Consider the following 19,288-nt stretch of genomic DNA (forward strand, 5'->3'; position numbering starts at 1 on the left):
TCTCCCATCGTCGGTCACGCTTTCTCATGGCTAGCTTCCCCAGCACCTACCAACTCAAGGCGTCAGAGCTGGACGAAGTTTATGTGGCAGAATCCAACATTGAGGAACATGGACTCGTTGTGGAGTCCCACTATGTACCCCTGGTTCCCTGGGTGCAGGGCAGCACCACGACCCGCACGGTCCGCCCCGGCTTTTACATGCATTGGGCGGATGAATTCTTCGACCGGGAGTTGCGTCTCCGCTGCAATGAAGAGCTGGACTTTTACGTCATCACCTTTGCACTGGAGGGCCACTGGCAGGAGATTTCCGGCGCACGCCGCCGCACCTATGACCGCCACGCCGGCACCATGGCACTCATCCGTTTCAGCCAGTCCAAGGAGCATCGTGCCATGCCCACCGCCCAGGCCAAGCAGGCGCGGCACCTCACCGTCGCCATCGAGGGTAGCCAGCTCCGCCATTGGCTCACGGATCGGGAGCTGACGGAGCACCCGCAATGGCGCCGGTTCCTCAATGGTGAGGGGGATCCATGCATCGTCGCCCCCCTCACCCCCCGTGCCCGGCTGGTGGTGGAGCAGATCCAAAACTGCCCTTTCCAGGGTGCCTGCCGGGCGTTGTCCATGGAGGCCCGCTGTCTGGACCTCATCGTGGAAATGATCGTTGCCCTCAGCCCCGCCCCATTACTTTCCAGCCGCCGCCTCACCTCTCAGGACCAGGAGCGCATTTACGCAGCTGCTGAACTCCTGCGCAAATCGCTGGAGGCACCTCCCACGCTCATGGAGCTGGCCACCCGAGTTTCCTTGAGCGAGTCCAAGCTGAAGTCCGGCTTTCATCAGGTTTTTGGAACTACCACTTTTGGTTATCTCCGCCAGCAGCGGCTGGAAAAAGCGCGGCTGCTGCTGGAGCGGGGGGATTGTACCATTCTGGATGCCTCCCATATGGTCGGCATTAGCAATCCCAGCCACTTTGCCACCCTGTTCAAGCAGCAGTTCGGCATGAATCCGAAGCAGTTTCAACTGAACGCCACGCGGCAGAAATAAAACGCCATGTGGTAGAAATCAGATGATAACGGGTCTCAGTAGCTGCCTGCATGAAGCCCCTCCCGCTGTCCCTCATTTTCACCTGCCTTTCCCTGACCCCTCTCTGGGCGCAACAAGCCCCAGACGCGGCCGCTACGGAAGTGGAAACCCTGCCAGAAGTCATCGTCTCCGCTGAAGCGGAACCAAAGAACCGCTATACGGAACCGGTCTCCAACTCTGCATCCCGTTTGCCGGAAAATGTGATGGAGGTCCCCCGCTCCGTGCAGACGGTCACCCAGCAGGTCATCCAGGACCGGGCCATTGTGGATCCCCAGGAAGCCGTCCAGAACGTCAGCGGTGTGCAGCGTGGCGGTTCCTTCACCGGCACCGGGGAGACCTACCGCCTGCGCGGATTTGCCCAGCAGACTTACATCAAGGACGGCTTCCGCGCCGGGTCCGTCCCCGGCGGCATCTCCTTCACTGCCGTCTCCCCTACGGACGTGGCCAACCTTCAGCAGATCGAAGTTCTCAAAGGCCCTGCCTCCATCCTCTTCGGGCGCGGGGAGCCTGGCGGCGCGGTAAATTACATCACCCGCACGGCCGGTTTTGAGGATTCCTACAGCATTCAGCAGATGGTCGGCAGCTTTGACTTCTACCGCACCCAGGTCAATGCCAACTGGGCCGCCGTGCCGGACAAGTTCGCCCTCCGTTTCGATGGTGCTTTTGAGACCGGAGATTCCTACATTGATCTGGTGGAGTCGGAGCGCACCTTCATTGCCCCGGCTTTTGCCTGGAAGATCAGCGAGGACACCCTGCTGAATTTCCGCGCGGAATACAGCCACGATGAACGCTCCACCATCCCCGGCATGCCTTATCAGAATGGCAGCGTCATCGGCGGCATCCCTTACGACCGCTATTTTGGGGAACCCGGTTATACCCGCAATGTAACGGACACCTACCGTGCGCTCCTGACCCTGGAGCACCGGTGGAATGAGCATCATAAAACGACTCTCTCCCTCCACGGGCTGACCTCCACCAGTGAAGGAGGCTACTTCATTCTCTTCAACTTCGCTGGCCCGCTCCAGGACCCGGTCACCGGAAACATTGCCCGCTCCGCATCCACCACGGACTTTGCCGAGCATTACCTGACCGCGCGGCTGGATCACCTCATCACCTGGGACCTAGCCCCGGATGTGAAGAACGAGCTGCTCATCTCCGCCGAGTTTGACTACCAGAACAATGACAACATCCGGTACCTCAGCGGGCATACAAGCCTCAATCCCTCAAATCCGGTTTACACGGGTTATCAGCCCAGCCCCCTGGTCCCCGTCCCAGGTTTCCCCACCACTTTTTCAGAGGCCACCGACACGGATGCCAAAGCCTATTCCCTGCTGCTCATGGACAAGGTTTCCTTCGGCGAATCCGTGTTCCTGAATTTTGGCGCGCGGCTGGAGTGGTTTGATGCCAGCAATTCCTCCGTTTATGTGGACCCAGGAGTGCCGTTCGGGAGCTCCTATGCCGAGCTAGACCAGGGCAGCGTGAATCCCTTTGTCGGTCTGGTCTTCAAGCCTATTCAACAGCTCGCCCTATACGGCAGCTACTCGGAAAGCACCTTTTCGTTTAAAAACATCGCGCTGAGAACCTCCGGCGGTGAAAGCCTGGACCCGGAGCGCGCCCGCCAGTTTGAGCTGGGGGCCAAGACCGAGCTGCTGGACGGCAGATTCATCGCCAGCGCTGCCTTCTTCCAGATCAATAAGACTGACATCGCCGCCGCAGATCCTGGCAACCCGCTGTTCTCCATCAATGCAGGCGAGGAGCGCAGCCGTGGTTTTGAGCTGGACCTCGCGGGTGAGCTGGCCCCTGGCTGGAGGCTGCTGATGAACTACGCCTACCTGGAAAGCCGCATCATTGATGCTCCCGGCGGAGCCAATGTGGGCAACCGCCGCCCCGGTGTACCGGAAAACAGCGGCAGTATTTTCACCACTTATGAGATCCAGACGGGCAAGCTAAAAGGGTTCGGTTTTGGCGGCGGCGTTTACATGAGTGACCGCGTGGCCGTGGATACCATCAACAGCGGCAATCTGGCCGGTTATGCGCAGACGGATGCCCTGGTCTTTTACCGGCGTAATAACTGGCAAGTGCAGCTCAATGTGAAGAACCTTTTCGATAACGAAATCTTCTACTCCACGGATAACTCCACCATGGTCCAGGCAGGCCATGCCCGCACCTTCATCGCGTCCGTGAAATTCGAGTTTTAATCTCAATGGCCACCCCCGCCTCACTCCGCCGCTGGACCACCGTACACCGCTGGAGCAGCCTCTTTTGCACTGCCAATCTGCTGTTCCTCTGCGTCACCGGTCTCCTGCTCATCTTCCACCCGGAGATTGACGCCATGCTCGGCTCCATGCCAGAGATCCGGCAAGAAGGACGGACGATGCTGCCGCCTGGCCAGTTGGTGGAGGCGGCACGGGAGGCCCGGCCAGGCTGGTCCCCGGCCGTTTATTCTGAGGATGAAGACCACCCAGGCCGGGCCTATGTATCCATGCTGCCGCCGGGCGTTCAGGATCTGGGAGAAAGCAAGACCGTCATTCTGGATGGCTTCACGGGGCAAGCGGCAGAGGTGAAGCTGGACCAGACGTTCAGCATGATTGTGCTGAATCTGCATGCCAATCTCTTCGCCGGGTTCATCGGGGAATTGTTTCTGGCCTTGGTGGGCATCGCTTTCTTCGTCGCATTGATTTCAGGCGTGGTCCTATACGCACCCTTTATGCGCAGCTGCCTCTATGGCTTGATTCGTCGTGACCGTAGCAGGCGCATCTTCCAGTTGGACCTGCATAACCTCGTCGGCATCTCGACGTTGGCTTGGTGCTGCGTCGTCTGTTTCACTGGCATCATTCTGGAGCTGGGAAAACCCCTCCTGATGATTTACCAGCATCAGGACCTCGCCGCCATGACCGCCCCGTTTAAAGATCGTCCTGCACCGGAGCGCATCGTGCCACTGGATCAGGCCATCGCGACTGCCCAGCAGGCATGGCCTGCGCATCGAATGCAGTTCGCCGTTTTTCCAGGCACTCAGTTAACCGGACAGCATCATTTCACGCTCTTTATGGCGGCTGAGTCCGGCTTGGCTAAGCGCGTGCCCAAACTGACACTGGTGGATGCTGCCACCGGAGAGCTCACCGTTGCTAGTGATGCCCCCTGGTACATCCAGGCGCTTTTTGTTAGCGGCCCGCTGCATTTTGGTGACTACGCCGGGACGCCACTGCGGATCATCTGGGCCTTGTTTACCATCCTTACCATCATCCTCTGCGTCAGCGGACTTTACCTTTTCATTGCCAAACTACGCGGACGCCGCCGTGATCTTCCGCTGCTTCAGGAGGCCACTTCATGAACTCTCTCCGCCGCTCTACCTGGGCCATCCCCGCCATCCTGGCATTCACTTCCCTGACCGCCCTGATTCTTGCCCTTGTGGCAGAAGGCGTATGGGACTGGCTTTCCTGGACCCTACTGGCCCTGCCACCGGCTTTGATTATCGGCTTTTGGCTGAAAAAATAGCGTCTGGTTGTCGGTTCCAAAATCCGTCTTCAAGTCAGAAAAGACTAAATTCTTTTCCGTGCGCTTTCGTCTGTGTGCTATTCTCACACAGCGAATTTCCCCGCACGTCATGAAACTTACCACGCGTTTTGGGCTGGCTTCAGCCCTATGTTTTGCGGCTCTGCTGCCGCTAACTGTCTCCCTGGCGGCTCCTTTCAAAAAGAGCCGTACTGAAGTCAAAGCTGAGCCGGTTTTAGAGGCCGAGCTCACCGTGAATCCGGCGGAGTTGTCTCCGGAGTCCACCATTGAAGTGGTCTTTCCCACGCCGATGATTTCCAAGGACAAGATCGGCCAGGTGGATACCGAGTCGCCGTTGTTGGTGCAACCCGCATTGGCTGGGGAGTTCCAATGGGTGAGCACAAGAAGCGGACAGTACAAGCTCAAGCAGGCTCCGAAGTTCAATGCCAGCTATGATTTCGCCCTGCGCCCAGGCTTGCGTGATCTGGCGGGCAAGTCCCTTTCAAGCGAGGCGATTGCCTCCGTCAACAGCGCTCAGTTCCGCATCATTGACCAGTCCCCCAAATGGTTCAGCGACGATGAGGCCAAGCGTGTGCCGCGTTTCCTGTTTGAGTTCAACGACAACGTCACCGCAGCGGACACGGCACCGCACATGGCTTATGTCTCGGAAGAACCAGCACTCAGCATTCCGGTGGTCGCCCGCCACGCCTCTGCGCAGGATTTCGCAAATTACAGCGAACCTCAGCCCACTTGGGCTGAAGAGATTGCCAAGGTGAAACCGCAGTTACCTGCCGGAACTACACGCCTGAGCGCCATTGTGGTGGAACCAGTGGAGCCTCTGCCAGTGGCTAAGAAGTGGAAGCTTATCGTCAGAACGAGTCTGATGAATGCTTCTGGTTATGTCAATCTGGCCGCAGGTAGCGAGATCGCCCTTGGAGATGTGAAACCATTCGAGGTCAAGGGAATGGTCGGCCATACGCCCTTTGACCAGCCGCCTTACCTGGAGATCGATTTCAACAAAAGCCTGCTACCCTCTCATGAAGGCCCCTGGACGGCTGAGGAGTTGAAGCCCCTGACGGATCGCATCGCGGCATCTGTCCACATCGAGCCTTTTGTCGAAGGCCTGACGGCTGAAATTCGTGGTTACAGTTTCCGCCTCACCGGAGCCTTCGCTTTGAAGTCCCCCTACCGTGTGACAGTGGCCCCAGAAATCATGTCGGGTGACGGTCTGCCTCTCTCCGCTCGTGTGGATCAGGAAGCCTCCTTCATCCCGAACCCACCTTACATCGCAGCCCCTGCTTTTGTGCGCACCCAACTCTCCAGCGGCAGCGGGGACTTTGAAGTCTCCGTCGCCAACGTGCGAGAGGTGCGTGTGCGCGCCCGCCGTCTCACCGGCCCTGAACTCCTCCAGACTACGCAGAAGTACGAGAAGTACCGCAGTGCCTTTTACCTCAACGAGAAAAAGAAAAACGAATTCCGTCCCGAGACTCTGGATACTTATCCTGGCACCGTGGTTTTTGACCGGACCTTCCCGGTGAACAAGCCGCTGGATCACAGCGAGATGATCAAGCTCAACTGGCTGGAAATCCTGGGCAGCGATGCAGGTGCCCCCCTGTTCCTGGAATTTGAAGGCCGGGCTTCCGAAGGCTTGGATCACAAAGGGGTCATCACTCAGACTCTCGTCCAGTTCACGGACCTGGGCCTCATGCAGAAGAGCAACGGGCGTGAAACACTCGTCTTTGCCACGTCTCTCAAAACAGGAAAGCCGGTGGCTGGCGTGCGCCTGACCGCAGTGGATGCTGAGCAGAAGCTGATTGGTTATGCCGATACTGATGCCAGCGGCATCGCTACATTGAAAGGGGCAGATCCTTCCCTCATCCTGGCGGAAAAAGGAGGCGACTGCACCGCCCTTGATTGCGATAGCTCCCACATTGGTGGTGCCGTCCCTTATGACATTCCGACCGCGTGGGAAGATGTGTGGAAGCCCGTCCGCCGTACCTTTGTTTTTTCTGACCGCCCCTTGTATCGCCCAGGGGATACCGCACATGTGAAAGCGCTCACCCGCATCCGTGTGGCTGATGATCTGACCCTGGATCCTGCCGCCACCAAAGCCCGCGTCGTGATCCGCGATCCACGCTACCGTGTGGTGATGGAAAAGGAGATTTCTTTCACTCCAGGCGGCTCTTGGAATGAAGACTTTAAACTGCCTGAGGGTCCGCTCGGCTGGTATGAAATGCTGGTCCACTTTGACACTCCCGGAAGTGAGAATGAAGGGGCCAGTGGCTTCTACAATTTCCGCATTGATGACTACAAGCCCAACAGTTTCGAAGTCAAAATGGACGGTCAGAAGTTGGAGATCCTTGCGGACCGCCTGAGGCTGCCGCTGAGCGCCAATTATTACATGGGCAAATCACTCAGCCGTGCCAAAGCAAGCTGGACGGCGTCCTCTTCCCGCTCCTTCACTGCGCCTGCGGGGTATGATGACTATCACTTCGGTGCAGCTCCCCGCTGGGCGTACTATGGCAAAGATCGCGATGCTGATGGCAACTACGATGACAGCGACTCCGAAGAGGAAAGTGAGTGGTGGGTCAATGGCGATGTCTTCCTGGCCGAAGACGGTACCGCCACTCTAGAAATGCCCATGCCACCGCCAGATCGTGCAGCGCTGCCCCAGCAGGTACGCGTCACGGCAGAGGTCACGGACATCAACCAACAGACCATCAGTTCAGCCACGGAATTCGAAGTTCCAGGTGCCGCCTATATTCTCGGTTTGAAGGGACCTCAGATGTTTGGCACCGCAGGTCAGGATGTGCGTGTGGATGTGGTGGCCATTGACTCCAAAGGCCAGCCAGCCACCGGAGATGTGCGTGTGGATGTGATCGTCGAACGCCAGGAATACCACACCCTGAAAATCGCCACGGCTGGCGGAGGCTCCACCACGAAGGACCAGGTGATCTTGCGTGAGGAACTCAAACAATCGTATGACCTTAAAGCTGCGGCCGCAGGCACACCGCCCACGACGTTGATCAACTTCAAGCCCGTTCGTGGCGGCGTCTATTTTGTCACTGCGCAGGCCATGGATGCCCAGGGTAAAAAACTCCTTTCTCGTCTGCCTATTTACGTCCTCGGTGGCGGTGAATTTCCATGGGCTATGGAGGACGGGGCACGCATCAATCTCCAGCCGGAGAAGAAAAAGCTGAAGCCGGGTGAAGAGGCCGTCATCGTGGTGAAGACTCCCATCGCAGGCACTGCTCTCGTCAGTGTCGAGCGTAACAAAGTGCACCGCCACTTCGTCACCCAGATCTCACCCGAGCAGCCCGTCATCCGCGTGCCGGTGCAGGATGAAGAAGCGCCAAATGTCTTTGTCTCCGTCGTACTGGTGCGCGGCAGTGAAGGCAGTCCGAAACAGCACAAGATGCCCGAGTATAAAGTGGGCTATTGCCAGCTTGAAGTGGATTCCAAAGTGAAGGAACTAACCGTCGCCATCACCCCCGAAAAACCTGAAATTTTGCCGGGTGAATCGTTCGCTATCAGCGGCACCATCACAGATTACCAAGGCAGGCCCGTCAGTGGTAGCGAAGTCACCCTTTATGCCGTGGATGAAGGGGTGCTCAGCCTGATGAAGCACGAGACTCCAGATCCGTCCGCTTACTTTCATGAAGACCAGCCCCTGGCGATCGACAACTACACCTCCTTTGATGACCTGCTCCCAGAAGAATTTGCTGCGCGTGATCGTGGCAATAAAGGGTTCCTCATCGGCGGCGGCGGAGACATGGATGACAGCTCCAAACAGGTGCGGAAAAACTTCGTTGCCACGCCTCTCTGGCTGGCCACCACGCTGACCAATGCAGAGGGTAAAATCACCACCTCGGTCATGGCTCCAGACAACCTCACGCGTTACCGCCTGATGGCTGTCGCCAGCAGCGGTGCGGATCGTTTTGGCAGTGGGGAGTCTGCTTTTAAAATCAACAAACCTCTGATGGTCGAGCCAGTCGTTCCACGCTTTGCCCGACTGGAGGACGAGACACTGCTGAAGGCCGTCATACACAACACCACCCCACATTCAGGTGAGGTGCGCGTGCGTCTGGAATTGGATGATACCGCCGACTTCATCCGTGAAGAGCGCCTGTTCATTCCTGCCAGCTTGAAGCCTGAAGATTCTGCCGATCCAAAAGTATGGCAACAGACCATCAGCATCAAAGCGGGTGAAACCACCTCCGTGGCCTACCCGGTCAAGTTCACCAAACTGGGCACCGCTAACTGGAAATGGGCGGCAGAAACAGTCACCTGGACCGCAGGCGCACCAGCCCTAAAGGATGCCACCCTTTCCACCTTTGAGGTCACCTATCCGGTGCCTGAATTGAAGGAGGTGCGTTATGCCCGCCTCACGTCCGGCACCCCGGCTGAAAACTTGGCGAAGCAGATCAATCCTGCACTGCTCGAAGGTGAAGGCAGCGTACAAGTGAGCATCAGCACTTCACGTCTCTCAGAGGCCAAAGACGCGCTGGAATACATCCTGACTTATCCTTACGGCTGTGCCGAACAGACCACCTCCGCCACCATGCCATGGCTGGCCCTGGGTGGATATCAGCCCTTGTTTCCTGACCTCATCAGCCCGGAAAAATCCAAGGACGCCATTCAGAAAGGTGTGAACAAACTGCTGCAAATGACCACCGAAGAAGGAGGTCTGGCCTACTGGCCCGGCGGCAATGAACCCTCCAGGTGGGCCAGCGCTTACGGGGGGCTGATGCTCCTGCGGGCCAAAGATGCCGGGGCGGATGTGCCACCAGAGGCACTGGACAAACTGCTCGCATTCCTGTCCGGGAAACTGCGCGGACTGGAAGAGGAAAAGGACTTTAATAACATCACGGATTGCGCCCTCTCCCTCTATACCCTGGCTAAGGGCAAGAAAGCGGAACCGGCCTACCAAAATTTGCTTCATTCGAAACGGACCACCCTTCCAGAAGCCGCACGTCTTTATACGGCCCTGGCCATGTGCTTGTCAGACGCCCCAAGTGACCAGATCAAGGAGATGGTCGGCTGGATGCCCCCGGCTGCGCCAGAAAAGACCACGACGAAAAAGAAGATCCTGGCCCCCACCCGTCCCGCTGTTTCCGGCTGGTCCCACTGGGCAGGCAACGATGTCAACAAAGCCCTTCGACTCATTGTTTATACACATCTGGGGCTGAAACAGGATGCTGAAGCGCTGGCTCTTTCCATGCTTCAAAGCCGCAATGGCCGGGGTGAATGGGGGAATACCTTCACTAATGCTTGGACCCTCACTTCCCTGGCCGCTTATGAACGCAGCTTGAAAAACAGTGCCTTGCCGCTCATGGCCACGGTCCTTTGGGATGCCCAGGAACAACCACTCAACATCCCCGCCCATCCAGGTACGGCCCAGGTCTCCTTTGCCCTCAATGAAAAGCTGTCCTCCGCCCCGCTGAAAGTGGAGCTTCCTGAAGGGCGCGAAGCCTTCTCCCGAATCCAGGCCAGTGCCTATCCGCCCGCCCGCGATTTCGCCGGTGAAAACAAAGGTTATGCCATTGAGCGCACCTACCAAAAACTGGTGGATGATGGCTCCATGCAGCCTGCGGACAACCTCCGCGTGGGAGACATGGTGGTCGTGACTCTTCAAATCGAAATTGGCGGTGATGACCGTTACCTCGCCATCAACGATCCGCTCCCAAGCGTCCTGGAAGCCATCAATCCTGAGTTCGATACCCAGAGCGAGCGCGAAGGCGACCAGTTGCCCGAAGGTGTCGGTGCCTGGTTCTGCGACCATCGCGAAGTCCGCGCAGATCGCGCCCTGTTTTTCACCGACTACGCTCCAGAAAAAGGCAAGTTCCAGCTCCGCTACCTGGCCCGTGTAATCGGCGAGGGAGATACCATTGCCCCTCCTGCGAAGATCGAGGCCATGTATGAGCCGGACAAATACGGCCTCAGCCCCAGCCAGCGCCTCCGCACCCTGCCCTCCGCCACAGGTCAGGTGGCCGGACCGTAAGCTGGGTGTTAAGACCGAGGGTCTTTGATTTAACCGCAAAGGGGCAGAGGAGCAAAGAAGGAAAAGTGTGTGAAGCTCTGATCCAATTCATTCTTTGCCTCCTCTGCCTCTTTGCTCCTCTGCGGTATAGCCGAGCGTTTTTTCCCGTCACTTCCCACCGCCTTTCCATTCGCACCTCACCACGAGTCATGCGATGGAATCGCCATGCAATTCAACCGCCGTCCCAAGTTCCGTCCCACCCGCACCATTGGCGGCCAGGAAGTCACCCCCCGCAAGAGCATGGGGCAAAACTTCCTAGTGGATGAGGAAGTGGCCCGCTGGATCGCCGATCAGATCGAACCCGATGGTGCGGCCTTCGTGGTTGAGCCAGGACCCGGACTCGGGGCCATGACGCAGTATCTGGTGGACCGCCCGCAGAAGCTGCTGCTCATCGAAAAGGACAATGCACTGGCCCCACAGTTGGAGACAAAGTACGGCCATCGGGGTGTGGAAGTGCAGCACGGCGATGCCACTCAGGCGGACATGAGGGACTGGTACCAGCATGGTGATGTGCGCGTGATCGGCAACCTCCCATACTCAGTCGGGGGCGAGATCATGAAGCATATGCTCACCCCGCCCACCCCGGTAAAGAGCGCCGTTTTCATGCTCCAAAAGGAAGTCTGCCAGCGCCTCGCCGCACGTCATGGGGAGGATGGTTACGGGGCACTCTCCGTGCTGGTGCAGCGTGACTGGGATGTCGAGCTCCTGCGCATCATCCCGCCTGAAGCTTTCTCTCCCAAGCCCAAGGTGGATAGCGCCATCGTACGTTTTACTCCGCGTCCTCCTTCGACCCTGCCTGTCTATGACCGCCGCCTGTTTGAAAAACTAGTCCGCATGGGATTCAGCCAGCGCCGTAAACAGATGAAGAACCTTCTGCCGCCAGCCCCCGAAAGTTGGGAAGCCCTGGCTGGCAGCCTTGAGATGCCCGTAACAATGCGGGCGGAAGAACTCTCCGTCCTGCAATGGGTCAATCTCTCCCGCTGGTATGAGGAACGCAAAACCGCCGATGCCGGTCAGAAGGCCAGCGAGATCTTCGATGTCGTCAATGAACGTAACGAGGTCATTGGCCAGAAGACGCGGGGCGAGGTCCATGCCCAGGGCCTGCTGCACCGCGCCGTCCATGTCTTTGTCATCAATGCGCGTGGAGATGTCTTCCTGCAAATGCGCTCGCACCTCAAGGACGTCTCCCCTTTGAAGTGGGATAGCAGCGCTGCCGGTCACCTGGATGTGGGTGAAAGTTACACTGCTTGTGCCATCCGCGAGGTCCGGGAGGAAGTCGGCCTGGAGATCACCACCACGGAGCTGGCGGCTCAACTGCCCGCAGGCACGCATACTGACCATGAGTTCGTCGAGCTTCACATCGCCCGGCACAACGGTCCCATGCGTTGCCTGCCTGAGGAGGTGCCGTATGGGGAGTGGTTCACCCCCGCCCAGATCACTGCCTGGGTGGAAGCCCGTCCGCAGGATTTTGCGAAGGGGTTCGTCTCCTGCTGGAAAGCCTGGAAACCCTAGGCCGCCCACTGCATTTTAGCCACCTTGAACAGGTGGCATGAGGGCGACCTCGCAGTTTTCATGCAACGGTTCACTGCGTTTCACATACGTCTGGTCCACAGCGGTCAGCAGGCTGCTGTCCCATTCACTCAGGGCAGGCCATTGGGCATACAGATCCACTAGCAAGTCCGCCACCGTGGCCCCTGAAGGCAGGCTGCGGGTCGTTTCATCGATCCCCGTGAGATCCTTCAAAACGGAGAAAAACAGCAAGCGTACAGTCATAGCTTCAGAATGCCGATGCAGGGGAGATTGCGGAAACGGCCTTGGTAATCCATGCCGTAGCCGACCACGAATTCGTCCCCGATCTCAAAGCCGCAGTAATCCAGTGGCACATCATGCTCACGGGGACGCTTTTTATCCAAAAGGACACCCGTCTTCAACGAGGCCGGTTGCTCGAAGAGCAAGCGATCCCGGAGGGCACTGAGCGTCAGGCCGGTATCAAGGATGTCATCCAAGAGCAGCACATCCAGCCCGGTAAATTCCACCCCGGACGGCCAGTTAAGCTTCACCTCGCCCGTGGATTCAGTACCGCCATGATAGCTGCTGGCCCCCAGAGTGACGATGCGCATGGGCAGATTGATCTGACGCAGGAGGTCAGCCACAAAGAACAGGGCACCATCCATGAGTACCACGACGGTGATGACCTTGCCCTCGTAATCGGTTTCCAACTGCCGTGCCAGTTCGCTAACGCGGTTGCGGATGGAATCCGCATCCAGCAGGACGCGGTCGAGATCAGTTAAAACTCCAGTGGGGGCAGGCATGACAAGAATACTGCATCAAGGCGCAAACATGGGATTGCCGCAATGGCCTGGCACACGTTTCTTTCCACATACCCACCATGCCCGACCACCCCGCCACCAGCCTGCGCGATTTGCGCGTGAGTTATGACCTGGACAGCCTGACCGAAGATACCGCCCCGGCGGATCCTCATGAGCTGTTTAACCTCTGGCTGGCGGATGCCCTGGCGCACCACTTGCCAGAACCCAATGCGATGACCCTTTCCACCATCGGTGCCGATGGCGGGCCGAATAGCCGCACTGTCCTGCTGAAGGGCCTGGACCTGCGCGGCTTCCATTTTTTCACCAACTACGATAGCCGGAAGGGACGGGACCTCGCCACCCATCCCCAGGCCGCACTGACCTTTCTGTGGACCCAGCGCCACCATCAGGTAAGTGTGCGCGGAACAGTGACCCAGTTGCCGAGGGAAGATGCGGAGAGTTACTTTGCCGCCCGCCCACGGGGGCATCAGATCGGGGCCTGGGCCTCGCAACAAAGCACCGTCATTCCAGGCCGCGAATGGCTACAGGAGAAAGAAGAAGAAATCACCGCCCGTTTCGGCAGCGGCCCCATCCCCTGTCCGCCCAATTGGGGAGGCTATACCCTCCTGGCTACCGAGATTGAATTTTGGCAAGGCCGCGTCAGCCGCCTGCATGACCGCCTGCGCTATATCCGACAGGGAGAGGGATGGAAGATGGAGCGTCTAAGCCCGTAGCAGGCAGGCCTAACAAATTCCGATGCCGCAGGAGAATTTACCTTGCTGCCCCAAAGGCCTCACCTAGCATCATGGATCTTTCGCCGCCAAATTCTTATGATGCCTCAGCCCGACCAAGCAGCACCGCTAGCACATCCAGCCTGCACATCAGGCCGCCTGTTGCGGGTATCCATCAGGCCGCTACTTGCAGTGATCCTCGCTAGTTTTGCTGCATCCATCCCTCTCTCAGCTGCCGAGGCTCCACCCGTGCCCAAAGACGTCACCACCCTGCTGGCGGATTATCAGAAAGATTATTCCAAAGCCAAAGAGCCCAGCGATAAAGTATTGCGAACTGAAGCCAGCAAGATCGCCGCCCAGCTTGTGCAAGAAGGCCGCGCTGATGACGCCAAACAAGTGGCGGAACAGATGGAGATCAAACTCGCAGGCAAACCACTATCCCAGGTTCATCCTACGCTCGCTGACTTGCTGGCTTTATACGATGCTGCCGTCGCTAATGCCGCGCAGCCCATCCGTGAAAGATATACCCGCCGCGCAGACGCCTTGGTCCAGAAGTACGCCGGAAAAGACATGACTGCCGTCCTCGCCTTGGCGGATGTTAAAAATCAAATCGAAGGTAAATCTCCTGCTCCCGCCCCTGCTACACCGCCATCCCCTTCCTCGACTTCCTCCGCCTCCACTCTGGCACCTGCGGGCCAAGTCTGGAAAGGCACTTATGGGCAATACAGTTTCAACCCCGATGGCACTGGCATCAAAGCCACCCCGGACGCCAAATTCAAATTCCTCTGGAAAGTCGTTGGGCCTAACGAACTGGAATATGTCGAAATCGGTGAAAAAGGAGGCCGCATGAACCGCCGCATCTGGACCTTCGACGCCCCTCGCGAAATCGTCACCGTCACAGACCCCACGAAAACTTATGGTCCGACCATTTATCGACGCGTGAAGTCATAGTGGCAGGCGGTCAGCAGACGTGCATGTCCGCAGGCAGACCTTGGATGCAGCCCCCACTGCGGCTTTCGAAATCTATTCACGTTCCCAGCGAAACTTGCGCTCAGCTTCGGTGATGGGCTGGTCGTTGATGCTAGCATAGCGGCGGGCCATGTACCCGTTTTCATCGAACTCCCAATTCTCATTGCCATGGCTGCGCCACCATTGGCCGTCGGCATCATGCCATTCGTATTCGAAGCGCACGGCGATGCGGTTTCCGGTGAAGGCCCAAAGGGTTTTCTTCAGCCGATAGTCCTGTTCCCGTTGCCACTTTTTAGTGAGGAATTCCACCACGGCTGGGCGACCATTGAGGAAGTCACTTCGGTTACGCCATTCGGTATCCTCCGTGTAGGCCAGCGAGACGCGCTCTGGGTCGCGGCTATTCCAGGCATCTTCGGCGGCCTGGACTTTTTTGATGGCAGATTCTTCAGTGAAGGGAGGGAGCGGTGGTCGTGGATTCATGGGTGTTTTTGGAGTTGGGATTCGAGTTCAGCGATGCGTGCTTTGAGCGGGGCCACGAGTTCCGTCACTTCGGCGGCGGTGTATCGTGGCGTGATGTATTTAGGGCAATTCCAGTCGTAGGAAACAATGCGGATTTTAAAGATGCGTTCAGTCAGCCTAACCATTTCTGGCGCGGCGATTTTTTCCACCAGATCAGGATGGGCGCGAGCGTCCAATACCTCAGCATGACCGAGGATCTTCAGCCGCACCCGCTGGGGATAGTCCATCAGGAAGAGACATACCCGGTCATTCACCGCCAGGTTACCCGTGCTCAGCATCTGGCGGTTCCCTTTGTAATCGGCAAAGGCAATCTCATTTGGCGAGATGACTTTCGCAAAGCCCTGCGGCCCGCCCCGATGCTGGATGTAAGGCCAGCCGGTCTCGCTCACGCTGCTCAGATAAAAACTGTCGCGAGATTGGATGAACCCGATTTCATCCTGTCCCAGGGGGTCGTCCCGTGTTGCCGGAGGCAGCACCTGGGAACGGCCATAATAATGTTCCTGCGCGGCCAGCACTTCGGGAGTGAAGGCAAGATCGAGAAATTTATGAGCCATGATGAATGATTGGTTAGACTGTGAATGAACGAGGGACGGATGCAGGGTATTAACAGGACGGCGGACAGGAGTGTCCACGCTCCTTCTGGTTGCCAGAGCATTAGAAAATCAGCACCTGCCAGCCTTCGACGAAGTAGTGGCGCAGGCTGAGGACGCCAGATGTTCCCGCCACCGCGTTGTCGCTCTTCACGGCAATGCCGCTAGCCTCCAGACCTTCGCTCGCGCCAAAAACAGTCGCACAGGCACAGGATGCCCCGACGACGACATCCCGCACTTCATTGTACAGCGCATTGGCCGGGTTGGTGATCTTCGATAGCTCCGCAGGCCAGCGTGTGCCAGTGCCGATGAAGCTGAGCTCCACTTCGTCGCCTGCCCGTTTGCCTTCTGCGGCCACGGCCAGGGCATTGAAGGCACGTGCAAAAGCCTCTTCTCCGGCTTTGGGATCGCTAATGATGATGATGGCTGTTTTCATAAGGTTATTGTTTGTCGGTTTGCTTGTGGGAATGACTCCCGGTTGACGGGTCCATCCTGCACTCATCCTGGGATGACGAATAATGCCGGTTCGCTGTTGCCGTTATGCCGGATGAACATACCCTTCAGCCATGATCGACCGCATCCGCGCTCTGCTCACCGTCATTGAAGAAGGCAGCGTCAACCGTGCCGCCGTGCGGCTGCGCATCACCCAGCCCGCCCTGAGCCGACAGATGAAACTGCTGGAATCCGAGGTCGGCGGCAAGCTGCTGGACCGCGAAACCAGCGGCGTGAAGCCCACCAGCCTTGGCCATGCATTGGTCAAGGCCATGAGCCCCATCATCACCGCTTATGAAACCGCGCTGGCCGATGTGCGGCGTCAGGCCCGTGGCACCCGGTCCGAGCTGCGCGTCGGTTTCCTCATCTCTGCTGCGCAGTCCATTCTGTCCCCGACTCTGGAACGACTGCGCAAGACCCATCCCGATCTGAAGCTCAAGCTTCACGACATGTCCCCCAGGGAGCAAATCGACGCCTTAAAATCGGGCGAACTCGACCTCGCCCTCATCGGTCAGGAAGGCGCCGTAGCCGCTCAAGATTTTTACAGCATCAAGCTCTGCTCCCTCGGTGTCTGCGCCGCCATCTCCGCCGCCGATCCCCTCGCATCCAAGGCACAAATCGCCATCCAGGATCTCCGCCGTCACGACTTCATCGGCGTGGATGAAGACCAGATGCCCGGACGCAACCGCTGGATCACCGCCCTCTGCCGCACCGCCGGATTCAAGCCCCGCTTCCTCGCCATCCCCGATGGCATTACCCACGTCCTTTCCATGGTCGCCTCCGAATCCGCCGCCACCCTCCTGCCCGACTACTTCAAAACCACCACCCACCCCGGCATCACCTTCGTCCCCATCTCCGACCCCAAAGCCCACTGGGACTTCATGGTGCTCTGGCAGCGCGGCAAAACCCCTGCTTCCATCACGACCCTGGTAAACGCGCTGAAAGAAACGGCGCTGCAACTCATGTAAAATTCCCGATTACTTTTGGGCTGACAGCACCGAAGTATGGGCGGGACGGCAGAACACCCAGAAAACGTGAATCTGATCATTAACCCAGGAAAAACTGAGCTTCTGACCTTGTAAGTTCCAAGGCTCGTAATCTAACTCGTGAAGGTAGTTGGCGATGTCGCTAACTCGGTAACCAAGTTCACTAATTAATTCGGGGTGAATTTCTAAGAAAAATTCCGCACTGCTTTTCCGCAATGTTTTCTCCATGCCTTGCAGAGCGGCCAGCTCATGGCCTTCGACATCGATTTTGATCAAGTCAGGCTCGAAATTGTATTCTTCGCAGATGCTATCTACCGTGCGCACAGGCACGATTTTTATCTGGTCAGACTCCACTGCATTTTGATCCCGGATGACTTCCAAATGATGCCAGTTCAATTTCATCCTCAAATTCCCAGAACCCCCCCCTGCGGCCACTTGCAATGGAGTGATATGACACTGCGGGTTCAGACGAAGATTGTTTTGAAGGATTGGAAAAGCCAGTGGAGAAGGGTCCATGGCTAACGCCTTAGCCGCAGGACGACCAAAAGTGAATGCCAAGGAAAATACCCCATGGTTAGCACCGAGGTCCAGAAAGCGCATCCGGCTGGCACGTATGCGGAGAAAAAAATCAAACTCTGTGACCATCTCGGGAGATTGATAACAGAACCAAGTAAACGGGTTTTTAGACTGAGGGTCAACATTCCAAACTATCCCTGGACGCATCGCAATTCGTCCACTCGGCAAAGAGTGGTTGAGTTCCATAAAGTTTTCTTTAGCTGCTGCAATTCGTGGATCGGGCTTCCACCAGTGTCTACGTAACGATTGAACACGGTCCAATACCGATATCGGCAACATCAGCTTAAGTGATTTCTTAATTTTGTTGGTCGATATCATAAATCAAAAGCTTGAAAGCCAACTACTGAGGTGAGTCGACGGCAGGTGTAGCGTCAATCGGTCAGTAACACTGAAATTGAAATAGAGTTGGAGAAACTATGAATTGCTATCGAAAATTGAACCTCATCTAAATAAGAGTCGAAGTTCACCCCACCACCAGCCCATACCTCCCGCCCCGTTCCTCCAGTTCAACCGCCGCGCCATAAATCTCACTCAGCGCGTCGCTGGTGAGCACATCCTTCTTTTCACCCTGGCTGTGGACTTGGCCATTTTTTAGCAAAAGAACGTGAGTGAGGCAGGGGAGGATTTCCTCCACATGGTGGGTGACCATGATGAGGGAGGGGGACTCGGGCCAGGTGGTGATTTCGGCCATCCAGGTGAGGAATTGCTCGCGGGCGATGCCTCATCTTTTTGCGTCAATAGGCTCAACGCCTGCCCAAACCATAAGCCGGGTTCCGTTTCTCATGTTTCACGACCGTGATCCGGACCCGGTCAGGCAAGATACGGTACAAGATGAGGTAAGGAAACCGATGCAGCCGGACACGCCGTTTGATTGGGTTGCCCAAATAAAAGGGGTATCTCCGGGGGTTTTTCAAAATGTCTTGGAAGCGGGCTGTCAGATCATGGTAAAAGCGGTCTGCGAGGGGTTCTCCTCCCTGCTCATGATAATAGGCAAGGATCGCGTTGACATCTGACTGCACACCAGGGTGGAAGCTCAGCTTCATGCGACGCGGCCAGGACGTTGAATGCCGGCGAGAAACTCTTCATGAGAGAGTTCTTTCACCAAACCGGATTCGATCTCGGCATCCCTGCGCAGGGCCTCGGTGAGAATGTCATCGGGCTCCATGGCATCATCAGGCAGACTGTCCAGCATGACCAGGGCCAGGGCGGCACGCCCGGAACGGTCAAGTCCAAGGGCTGCCTGAACAATTTCAGTGACAGTGCTCATGAATCTCATTTTAACCGGCCCAGCCTGGAAATCCACCTCTTTCCAGGATGAGGCAAGGCGAGGGCAAAATCCAATCCATGCATGCGGCGGGTCGTTTCGGGCGTCGCGCTGTAACGCCGGGAGTGTAGGCAGCACCGTAGGAGAAAACGCAGCTTGAAGGGGCGGCTAATAGACGAACGCCGCTCTGCGGCTGGGAAACTCTAGCTTCATCAAGGAGGAGCTGGAGGGCAACTCTGACCGC

Annotated in this window: 18 protein-coding genes; 9 read left to right on the forward strand and 9 right to left on the reverse strand. The window is 57.4% G+C overall.

Features of this window, described 5'->3' with window-relative positions; all coding sequences use genetic code 11:
- Positions 1-26: 26 nt before the first annotated feature.
- The 6 genes from EI77_RS03560 (at position 27) to rsmA (ending at position 12,120) form a co-directional block, all read left to right on the forward strand.
- Entirely contained in the window at positions 27-1,037 is a 1,011-nt protein-coding gene (locus EI77_RS03560) for a helix-turn-helix transcriptional regulator (protein ID WP_133793369.1), read from the forward strand.
- A gap of 50 nt (positions 1,038-1,087) precedes the next feature.
- A complete protein-coding gene (locus tag EI77_RS03565; protein ID WP_133793370.1) occupies positions 1,088-3,274 on the forward strand; it encodes a TonB-dependent siderophore receptor in 2,187 nt (728 codons plus the stop codon).
- A gap of 5 nt (positions 3,275-3,279) precedes the next feature.
- Complete coding sequence (locus tag EI77_RS03570; RefSeq protein ID WP_133793371.1) at positions 3,280-4,407, forward strand: PepSY-associated TM helix domain-containing protein; 1,128 nt, start codon at positions 3,280-3,282, stop codon at positions 4,405-4,407.
- On the forward strand, positions 4,404-4,571 hold the full coding sequence (locus tag EI77_RS23245) for a hypothetical protein (protein WP_166647009.1): 168 nt from the start codon (positions 4,404-4,406) through the stop codon (positions 4,569-4,571). Before EI77_RS03570 ends, EI77_RS23245 begins: the two co-directional genes overlap by 4 nt.
- A gap of 109 nt (positions 4,572-4,680) precedes the next feature.
- Positions 4,681-10,569, forward strand: a complete 5,889-nt coding sequence (locus tag EI77_RS03575; protein WP_133793372.1) for an alpha-2-macroglobulin family protein — start codon at positions 4,681-4,683, stop codon at positions 10,567-10,569.
- A gap of 204 nt (positions 10,570-10,773) precedes the next feature.
- Complete coding sequence (rsmA, locus tag EI77_RS23720; protein ID WP_133793373.1) at positions 10,774-12,120, forward strand: 16S rRNA (adenine(1518)-N(6)/adenine(1519)-N(6))-dimethyltransferase RsmA; 1,347 nt, start codon at positions 10,774-10,776, stop codon at positions 12,118-12,120.
- A gap of 15 nt (positions 12,121-12,135) precedes the next feature.
- On the opposite strand, the gene EI77_RS03585 is transcribed toward rsmA, so the two are convergent.
- On the reverse strand, positions 12,136-12,381 hold the full coding sequence (locus EI77_RS03585) for a MoaD/ThiS family protein (protein WP_133793374.1): 246 nt from the start codon (positions 12,379-12,381) through the stop codon (positions 12,136-12,138).
- The gene (gene hpt / locus EI77_RS03590) at positions 12,378-12,920 is read right to left on the reverse strand and encodes a hypoxanthine phosphoribosyltransferase (protein WP_133793375.1); all 543 of its coding nucleotides are present in this window, start codon (positions 12,918-12,920) and stop codon (positions 12,378-12,380) included. The genes EI77_RS03585 and hpt overlap by 4 nt, the downstream gene beginning before the upstream one ends.
- 77 nt (positions 12,921-12,997) lie before the next feature.
- Here hpt and pdxH point away from each other — a divergent pair, with 77 nt between their 5' ends.
- Both pdxH and EI77_RS03600 read left to right on the forward strand, forming a co-directional pair.
- Entirely contained in the window at positions 12,998-13,651 is a 654-nt protein-coding gene (gene pdxH, locus EI77_RS03595) for a pyridoxamine 5'-phosphate oxidase (protein ID WP_133793376.1), read from the forward strand.
- A 246-nt stretch (positions 13,652-13,897) separates the two neighbouring features.
- The gene (locus EI77_RS03600; protein ID WP_133793377.1) at positions 13,898-14,599 is read left to right on the forward strand and encodes a hypothetical protein; all 702 of its coding nucleotides are present in this window, start codon (positions 13,898-13,900) and stop codon (positions 14,597-14,599) included.
- 72 nt (positions 14,600-14,671) lie between these two features.
- Here the strand turns inward: EI77_RS03600 and EI77_RS03605 are convergent, their stop codons facing one another.
- Genes EI77_RS03605 through EI77_RS03615 form a run of 3 tightly spaced genes read right to left on the reverse strand, consistent with a single transcriptional unit; the run spans position 14,672 to position 16,162 of the window.
- Entirely contained in the window at positions 14,672-15,097 is a 426-nt protein-coding gene (locus EI77_RS03605) for a nuclear transport factor 2 family protein (RefSeq protein WP_133793378.1), read from the reverse strand.
- Positions 15,094-15,768: a pyridoxamine 5'-phosphate oxidase family protein gene (locus EI77_RS03610; RefSeq protein ID WP_243838652.1), complete on the reverse strand. Its 675-nt coding sequence runs from the start codon at positions 15,766-15,768 to the stop codon at positions 15,094-15,096. The genes EI77_RS03605 and EI77_RS03610 overlap by 4 nt, the downstream gene beginning before the upstream one ends.
- Before the next feature lie 22 nt (positions 15,769-15,790).
- Positions 15,791-16,162 carry a hypothetical protein gene (locus EI77_RS03615; RefSeq protein ID WP_133793379.1) on the reverse strand — a complete coding sequence of 124 codons (372 nt, stop codon included), beginning with the start codon at positions 16,160-16,162 and terminating at the stop codon, positions 15,791-15,793.
- Positions 16,163-16,292: 130 nt separating this feature from the next.
- On the opposite strand from EI77_RS03615, the gene EI77_RS03620 reads away from it, so the two are divergent.
- Complete coding sequence (locus EI77_RS03620) at positions 16,293-17,186, forward strand: LysR family transcriptional regulator (RefSeq protein WP_133793380.1); 894 nt, start codon at positions 16,293-16,295, stop codon at positions 17,184-17,186.
- A 9-nt stretch (positions 17,187-17,195) separates the two neighbouring features.
- Here the strand turns inward: EI77_RS03620 and EI77_RS03625 are convergent, their stop codons facing one another.
- From EI77_RS03625 to EI77_RS03640, 4 genes are all read right to left on the reverse strand, one after another.
- Positions 17,196-18,098: an FkbM family methyltransferase gene (locus EI77_RS03625; RefSeq protein ID WP_133793381.1), complete on the reverse strand. Its 903-nt coding sequence runs from the start codon at positions 18,096-18,098 to the stop codon at positions 17,196-17,198.
- A gap of 145 nt (positions 18,099-18,243) precedes the next feature.
- Positions 18,244-18,471, reverse strand: a complete 228-nt coding sequence (locus EI77_RS03630) for an ATP-binding cassette domain-containing protein (protein ID WP_133793382.1) — start codon at positions 18,469-18,471, stop codon at positions 18,244-18,246.
- A 52-nt stretch (positions 18,472-18,523) separates the two neighbouring features.
- Complete coding sequence (locus tag EI77_RS24170; RefSeq protein ID WP_133793383.1) at positions 18,524-18,823, reverse strand: type II toxin-antitoxin system RelE/ParE family toxin; 300 nt, start codon at positions 18,821-18,823, stop codon at positions 18,524-18,526.
- Positions 18,820-19,047 carry a hypothetical protein gene (locus EI77_RS03640; RefSeq protein ID WP_133793384.1) on the reverse strand — a complete coding sequence of 76 codons (228 nt, stop codon included), beginning with the start codon at positions 19,045-19,047 and terminating at the stop codon, positions 18,820-18,822. The genes EI77_RS24170 and EI77_RS03640 overlap by 4 nt, the downstream gene beginning before the upstream one ends.
- Positions 19,048-19,288 lie beyond the last annotated feature (241 nt).

This window comes from Prosthecobacter fusiformis, from assembly GCF_004364345.1.
GTDB classification, from domain to species: Bacteria; Verrucomicrobiota; Verrucomicrobiia; order Verrucomicrobiales; family Verrucomicrobiaceae; genus Prosthecobacter; species Prosthecobacter fusiformis.

Coding starts and splice junctions, on each gene's coding strand:
- EI77_RS03560 (WP_133793369.1), top strand. CDS start 27: ATGGCTAGCTTCCCCAGCACCTACCAACTCAAGGCGTCAGAGCTGGAC.
- EI77_RS03565 (WP_133793370.1), top strand. CDS start 1,088: ATGAAGCCCCTCCCGCTGTCCCTCATTTTCACCTGCCTTTCCCTGACC.
- EI77_RS03570 (WP_133793371.1), top strand. CDS start 3,280: ATGGCCACCCCCGCCTCACTCCGCCGCTGGACCACCGTACACCGCTGG.
- EI77_RS23245 (WP_166647009.1), top strand. CDS start 4,404: ATGAACTCTCTCCGCCGCTCTACCTGGGCCATCCCCGCCATCCTGGCA.
- EI77_RS03575 (WP_133793372.1), top strand. CDS start 4,681: ATGAAACTTACCACGCGTTTTGGGCTGGCTTCAGCCCTATGTTTTGCG.
- rsmA (WP_133793373.1), top strand. CDS start 10,774: ATGCAATTCAACCGCCGTCCCAAGTTCCGTCCCACCCGCACCATTGGC.
- EI77_RS03585 (WP_133793374.1), bottom strand. CDS start 12,381: ATGACTGTACGCTTGCTGTTTTTCTCCGTTTTGAAGGATCTCACGGGG.
- hpt (WP_133793375.1), bottom strand. CDS start 12,920: ATGCCTGCCCCCACTGGAGTTTTAACTGATCTCGACCGCGTCCTGCTG.
- pdxH (WP_133793376.1), top strand. CDS start 12,998: ATGCCCGACCACCCCGCCACCAGCCTGCGCGATTTGCGCGTGAGTTAT.
- EI77_RS03605 (WP_133793378.1), bottom strand. CDS start 15,097: ATGAATCCACGACCACCGCTCCCTCCCTTCACTGAAGAATCTGCCATC.
- EI77_RS03615 (WP_133793379.1), bottom strand. CDS start 16,162: ATGAAAACAGCCATCATCATCATTAGCGATCCCAAAGCCGGAGAAGAG.
- EI77_RS03620 (WP_133793380.1), top strand. CDS start 16,293: ATGATCGACCGCATCCGCGCTCTGCTCACCGTCATTGAAGAAGGCAGC.
- EI77_RS03625 (WP_133793381.1), bottom strand. CDS start 18,098: ATGATATCGACCAACAAAATTAAGAAATCACTTAAGCTGATGTTGCCG.
- EI77_RS03630 (WP_133793382.1), bottom strand. CDS start 18,471: ATGGCCGAAATCACCACCTGGCCCGAGTCCCCCTCCCTCATCATGGTC.
- EI77_RS24170 (WP_133793383.1), bottom strand. CDS start 18,823: ATGAAGCTGAGCTTCCACCCTGGTGTGCAGTCAGATGTCAACGCGATC.
- EI77_RS03640 (WP_133793384.1), bottom strand. CDS start 19,047: ATGAGCACTGTCACTGAAATTGTTCAGGCAGCCCTTGGACTTGACCGT.